Source organism: Bradyrhizobium sp. P3_C3 (genome assembly GCF_056402655.1).
Map to the genome: position 1 here is coordinate 46,857 of NZ_JBFUGY010000050.1, position 6,000 is coordinate 52,856.

The 6,000-nt window shown below is 64.8% G+C and carries 6 protein-coding genes; 3 read left to right on the forward strand and 3 right to left on the reverse strand.

The window, feature by feature from the left end; translation table 11 throughout:
- Positions 1-68: 68 nt before the first annotated feature.
- Positions 69-290 carry a dodecin gene (locus AC1DW2_RS37365; RefSeq protein ID WP_085401916.1) on the reverse strand — a complete coding sequence of 74 codons (222 nt, stop codon included), beginning with the start codon at positions 288-290 and terminating at the stop codon, positions 69-71.
- Positions 291-436: 146 nt separating this feature from the next.
- Between AC1DW2_RS37365 and AC1DW2_RS37370 the strand changes: the two genes are divergently transcribed.
- Positions 437-1,318 (forward strand): DMT family transporter, encoded by an 882-nt coding sequence (locus AC1DW2_RS37370; RefSeq protein WP_354114311.1) that lies wholly within the window; start codon positions 437-439, stop codon positions 1,316-1,318.
- On the opposite strand, the gene AC1DW2_RS37375 is transcribed toward AC1DW2_RS37370, so the two are convergent.
- Positions 1,278-2,570, reverse strand: a complete 1,293-nt coding sequence (locus AC1DW2_RS37375; RefSeq protein WP_477008473.1) for a glycosyltransferase family 87 protein — start codon at positions 2,568-2,570, stop codon at positions 1,278-1,280. The two genes, AC1DW2_RS37370 and AC1DW2_RS37375, sit on opposite strands and share 41 nt — an antisense overlap.
- Positions 2,571-2,891: 321 nt before the next feature.
- Between AC1DW2_RS37375 and AC1DW2_RS37380 the strand changes: the two genes are divergently transcribed.
- The gene (locus AC1DW2_RS37380) at positions 2,892-3,893 is read left to right on the forward strand and encodes a glycoside hydrolase family 16 protein (protein WP_354114309.1); all 1,002 of its coding nucleotides are present in this window, start codon (positions 2,892-2,894) and stop codon (positions 3,891-3,893) included.
- Between the two features lie 2 nt (positions 3,894-3,895).
- Positions 3,896-5,410 carry a GH1 family beta-glucosidase gene (locus tag AC1DW2_RS37385; RefSeq protein ID WP_477008474.1) on the forward strand — a complete coding sequence of 505 codons (1,515 nt, stop codon included), beginning with the start codon at positions 3,896-3,898 and terminating at the stop codon, positions 5,408-5,410.
- Positions 5,411-5,429: 19 nt separating this feature from the next.
- On the opposite strand, the gene AC1DW2_RS37390 is transcribed toward AC1DW2_RS37385, so the two are convergent.
- On the reverse strand, positions 5,430-6,000 hold a 571-nt coding region (locus AC1DW2_RS37390), incomplete at its 5' end, for a hypothetical protein (RefSeq protein ID WP_477008475.1).

Genomic DNA, 6,000 nt, shown 5'->3' on the forward strand with positions numbered 1-6,000 from the left:
GATCGACTCTCATCGCCGGATGTTAACCACGCTGCCGCGGCATGATGTTTCGCGCGGCCTCTGCCGCGTCAGTCCATCAGCGTGAAGCCGACGCGCAGCGTCACCTGGTAGTGGCGGACGGCGCCATTCTCGATGTGACCGCGTGTCTGCACCACCTCGAACCATTTCATTTCGCGAACGGTCTTGGCGGCGCGGCTGATCGCATTCTTGATCGCATCCTCGATGGAGGTCTCGGATGATCCGACCAGCTCCAGGATCTTGTAGACGTGATCCGACTCGGCTGTGGGCATGGTACGTCTCCCTCGTTTGCGTTGCGGCACCACCGCCACCCGCTCCCATTTGAACGGGTACCGGCGTTCCCGGTTCCATCGTCCGCCATGGCCCGCATGCGCCAGCCGAGGTGGAGTGCGCCGCACCCGCCTGCTAAGCGCTGTCCATGGATTCGGCGCGGCGCGACAGGACGATCGGCTCTCTCTGCCTTGGCGTGACGGCGCTTGGCTGGGCGCTGAACTGGCCATTGATGAAGCTGCTGCTCCAGCAATGGCCGCCGCTGTTCGCGCGCGGGCTGGCCGGCGTCTGCGCCTCGCTCATTCTCGGCGCGCTGGCACTGAGTCGGAAGGAATCCTTCGCCGTTCCGCGCGAGGCGATTCCGCGGCTGTTGTTTGCGACCCTCACCAACGTCCTTGCCTGGATGGGGCTCGGCACGGTCGCGATGAAATATGTGACCGTGAGCGAAGGGGCTCTGCTCGCCTATACGATGCCGATCTGGGCCATGCTGTTCGCCTGGCCGGTGCTGGGTACGCGGCCGACCATGCGGGATATTTTGGGTCTCGTCCTCGGTGTCGCCGGCGTCGCGCTGCTCCTCGGCGGCAACGGCTTTGCGTTCGGCGCCGACAAGCTGCTCGGAATTGCGCTCGCGCTGCTCTGCGCCATCCTGTTCGCGCTCGGCAATGTGCTCAACCGCAAGCCGCTGCCGATGCCGCCGCTGGTGGTCGTCGCCTGGCAGGTTGGGCTAGGCTGCGCCACGATGCTGATCCTCGGCATCCTGTTCGAGCATCCCGACATCACCGCGATCACCCCGCTGGGACTCGGCTGCTTCGTCTATATGACGCTGGTGCCGATGGGCGTCTGTTACGTCACCTGGTTCGAGACGTTGCGCCGCCTGCCGCCGACCTCGGCCTCGACCGGCATGCTGATCGTCCCCGTGATCGGCGTCGTCTCCGCCGCGGTCATCCTGGGCGAGCCGCTGGGCCTGCGCGAATGGGCGGCGATGGCGCTCACGCTCGGCGGCGTGACGCTGGCATTGCAGCGGGCCTAGAGGCGTTATTCCGCGGCCTGCGACGGATGGGCGCCGGCTGCGTCCCGCGCCACAGCAGCCGCAGCAGCAGGACCAGGAGCGCCATCAGGGCGAAGCCGCCCAGGGCGGGCGCGAAATGTTGGTCGGGATCGGCCTTCTGCCCGAATTGCACCGCGAGCCGCCCCGACTGCAACAGCCCATAGGCTCCGGCGAACAGGATCAGCCCGTATATGACGCTCCGCTCGCGCGGGCTCGCCATCCTGGCGAGATCGGGCAGCATCAGGGCCAGACCGATCCCGACCATCGGCAGATCGTAATCATACGCATAGGGGCTGATCATCACGGATACCATCACGGCGGCACCGAGCGTGAAGGCCGGTGAAGCGCCTCGCGCCGCACCGAGAAGGACGGCCAACAAGGCCAGCCCGGCGACGGCCGTCTGTCCCCAGAAGGCGGCGCTTGCGGGAAGGCCGGCCTTGTACAGCGCCGCATAGGTCGAGATCATGCGGAAGAGCGGGTAGAAGCCCTGCTCGAGATAGCCCGCCGATTCCCTGATCGCTCCGAGCCACGCGAACCAGATCTGCCCCCCGAAGAGGAGCGTGCAGAGCAGTGAGCTCGCCAATACGACGGCCGCGGCCGTTCCGAGCGCAATCCAGCGCCGCGTCACCAGCAGATAGACGCCGGCGGCAATCGCCAGGTGCGGCTTGATCACCATGGCGCCGAGCGCGAGGCCGGCCAACAGCTGCCGCCGCTCCACGTTGAGGCAGACCAGCCCGATCAGCGCCCCCGTCAGAAAGCCGTTCTGCCCGCAGCCGATGGTGATCGCCATCGCCGGAAACAGGATCACCAGCACCTGCGCGAAATTCCGGCCGGCGATCGCCCGGAGCGTCACGAGATAGAGTGCAAGCGTCGCGGCGGTGAACAGGAAATAGCCGACGCCGACCGGCAGGAATGCGAACGGCGCGAGCAGGAGGTCGTATTGCGGCGGATAGGTCCAGGGCATGAWGCCGGTGGCGCCGCCGGCGGCCTCCATCTGCATCTTCAGCAGGGCATCGAAATGATAGACTTGGTCGAGATCGCCGCGCCAGACGTGCTGCGCGACGATATGGAAGGCATCGAAGTCGGCGAGCTCGCGATCCGTCCAGCCGCMGAAGCGTGCGAACCAGAAGGCCTTGAACACGGCGATCGACGCCAGCGCCGCCAGCACGAAGCGGACATAGGCAGTCCGCTTCGACGGCGAGGACTGAACCGCTTCCAGCGTCTCGGCGAACATGAGCGACGACCTTGGACCTGATGGATCGGCGGTTGGACGGGCAGGGCCGCGGATCCCGGCCAAACTGCCATCGGAGGCTTAAGGGACGGTAACGAATGCGGAAGGATTTGGCGCCCGCGCCTCCCTAGCGGAGCTGGAGCGCGCGGAACTGGCCCGGTTAACCGCCGATCTTGCGCCGGGGTGAAGCGATTTCCGGGCGAACCTGGATGCGACGTCGAGATGACCTTTTCGAAATCGCCCGCCCGCACAGATGGCCGTGCTTGCCCGCTCGAAGACAGGCGAGCTAACCTCCGTACATCCTGCCAAGTTCGATGTGCGGTGATGATCGACAGTTGGACGAAGGGCGCTCTGGTCGCGATCGGCCTGTCTGCCGTGCCCGCGCCGGGCGTCGCGCAGGACGATCTCGATGCTGCGCCCGGCACGATGACGCTGCAAGTGACCACCGATCCCTCCATGATCGAGTGCCGCAAGCTTGAGACGGTCAATCCCGCCTTGCTCGCGTTCCTGCCGCTGCGCCGGACTTTCAACGATGACTTTGACGAGCATCCGCTTGCGACAGGTCGCTGGGTGCCGCATTACGCCGGCGGTGCGGCGTGGCCGGAAGCGCGCTATTGGGGCGGTGACGGCTCCGACTTCAAGCGCAAGACCAGCGCCAATGGCGAGCAGCAGATCTACGTCGATCCGCGCTATTCGGGGCGTGCGGGGACGCCGCTTGGGCTTGATCCGTTCAAGGTGAGGGACGGCGTGCTCTCGATCGTCGCCAGCCGCACGCCGCCGGAACTGAAGTCCGTTCTATTCAACAACGAGTACATCTCGGGAATCCTGACCACGCAGGGCACATTCGCGCAGAAGCACGGCTATTTCGAAATCCGCGCCAAGGTGCCGGTCGGCCATGCGGTCTGGCCGGCGTTCTGGATGCTGGCGGACGACGGCGGCTGGCCGCCGGAGGTCGACGTGCTGGAAGGCCGCGGCGAGCGGCCCGGCGATCTCGTGATGACGACGCATTGGCGGATTCCGTCGACCCAGAAGATCCAGTCCTGCGGCTTCGACTATGCGGTCGGCGATGCTTCGAGCACGTTCCATAATTACGGTGTGCTGTGGGAGGAGGATCGCCTGGTCTATTTCATCGACCGCAAGCCGGTCTCCGACATCAAGGTGCCGATCGGCTTCGACGATCCCATGTACATGATCGTCAATCTCGCGATCGGATCGAAATTCTTTCTCGGCGTCGGTCCGGTCGATGCGGAATCGCCACCCACCGTCGCATTCGAGATCGACCGGATTTCCGCCTATCAGATCGATATGGAGCAGGCTCGGAGATAGCGATGTCAGCTGATGTCTCGCGGCGCGATCTTGCGAAGCTCGCGGGGCTCGTCGCGCTTGGTGCAGCGGCGGGTGCCAAGGCTGCAGATAACAAGGCTGCAGATAACAAGGCTGCAGATAACAAGGCTGCAGATAATGAGACGCCCGCGTCGGCCGATCGCCACGCGCCCGCGCTCTTTCCCAAGGACTTTTTGTGGGGCACGGCGACCTCGTCCTACCAGATCGAGGGCGCCATCGACGAGGACGGCCGCGGCAAATCGATCTGGGACATTTTCAGCCACACGCCCGGCAAGATCGAGGACGGCTCGACCGGCGACCGCGCCAACGAGCACTATCACCGCTACAAGGACGACGTCGCGCTGATTAGGGCGCTCGGGGTCAAGGCCTACCGCTTCTCGATTGCGTGGCCGCGGGTGTTTCCGGATGGATCGGGCCAGCCCAATCCGAAGGGGCTCGATTTCTACAACCGGCTCGTCGACGAGTTGCTCGCGAACGGCATCGAGCCCTATGCGACGCTCTATCATTGGGACCTGCCGCAGGCGCTCCAGGATCGCGTCGGCGGCTGGCAGTCGAGCGACACGTCGCAGGCTTTTGCAGATTACTCCGCCTATGTCGCCGCGCGCCTGACCGATCGCGTCAAAACCATCTTCACCGTGAACGAGGTCGGGCGCTTCGTGAATTTCGGTTATGGCTGGGGCATCGATGCGCCCGGCCTCAAGCTGCCGCTGCAGCAGCTCAACCAGGCCCGGCACCACGTCGCGCTGGCGCATGGCCTCGCCGTGCAGGCGATCCGCGCGTCGGGCCGCGCCGGCACCCGCGTCGGTGCCGCCGAAAACATCGCGGCCTGCGTGCCCGCGATCGCGACGCCGGAAAATATCCGCGCCGCCGAGATAGCAACGCGGGAGCTCAATGCCGGCTTTCTCGGCGTGGTGCTGGAGGGCAAGTACACCGACGGCTTCCTCGCCTATGCCGGCGCGGATGCGCCGAAATTCACCCCTGACGAGTTGAAGATCATCGGCACGCCGAACGATTTCGTCGGGCTCAACATCTACGCGCCGCAATACTACGTCACGGCCTCCGATCGCGCGTCGGGCTTCCGCGTGCTGCCGTTCCCAACCTCGTTCCCGCACATGAACTCGGAATGGCTGCGGGTCGGCCCTGAGGTGATCTACTGGGCCCCGCGTCTCGCCGCAAAAATCTGGAACATCGAGACCATCTATATTAGCGAGAACGGCACCTCGTCCGAGGACAAGATTTCCGCCGACGGCCAGGTCTACGATCTCGACCGCATCATGTTCCTGCGCAATTACCTGACCCAGATGCAGCGTGCGATCGCCGAGGGCGTGCCGATTCGCGGCTATTTCCTGTGGAGCCTGATGGACAATTTCGAGTGGATCTACGGCTACGGCAAGCGCTTCGGCCTCTACCGGGTCGACTTCGAGACCCAAGCGCGCGTGCCGAAGCTGAGCGCGGCGTTCTATCGCGACGTGGTGATGCGGAATGCGATCGGGGTGTGAGCTGGACGCCTAGCCCCCGCTACTCTCCTGACCCACAATAGACCCGCGCCACGGCGCCGTTCGTTTCTCCTTGAAGTGCGCATCGCGGCCGCTCCGTTGCAATCGAAACAAAGATCCCGCGATTGGAAACATTCCCGTAGTGCGGTCCACGCACAGAAAGGTGGTGAATCGAACCAAAGGAATAAGTATGAGCCGTCATTTTGGGCAACGCGCGGTTGTCATCGGAGCGGGGATTGGAGGATTGTCTGCCGCCGGTGCGCTTGCTTCCGCCTTCCAGGAAGTCCTCATTCTCGAACGCGATGTCCTGCCGGCTTCGATCATGTCCCGCGCCGGCGTTCCCCAGGATCGGCATCCGCATCTTCTTCTGGCCGGTGGGCTGCAGGCCCTCGACTCCCTTTTCCCGGGTTTCGCGCAGGATCTTGCCGCCGCCGGTGCAGTTCCCGTGAATGTCTTCAAGGACGTCCAGTACGAGCGGCCAGATGTCGGCGCGCTGCCAAGGCGCGACTGCGGGACGTCGCTGCTGTGTGGCTCGCGGCCGCTGATCGAGCATACGCTGCGCCGAAAGGTGACTGCGATCGCCAATGTCAAAG

What these genes read in the sequence shown, in the direction of transcription:
- AC1DW2_RS37370 (WP_354114311.1), top strand. Translation starts at nt 437, where the DNA reads ATGGATTCGGCGCGGCGCGACAGGACGATCGGCTCTCTCTGCCTTGGC.
- AC1DW2_RS37365 (WP_085401916.1), bottom strand. Translation starts at nt 290, where the DNA reads ATGCCCACAGCCGAGTCGGATCACGTCTACAAGATCCTGGAGCTGGTC.
- AC1DW2_RS37385 (WP_477008474.1), top strand. Translation starts at nt 3,896, where the DNA reads ATGTCAGCTGATGTCTCGCGGCGCGATCTTGCGAAGCTCGCGGGGCTC.
- AC1DW2_RS37380 (WP_354114309.1), top strand. Translation starts at nt 2,892, where the DNA reads ATGATCGACAGTTGGACGAAGGGCGCTCTGGTCGCGATCGGCCTGTCT.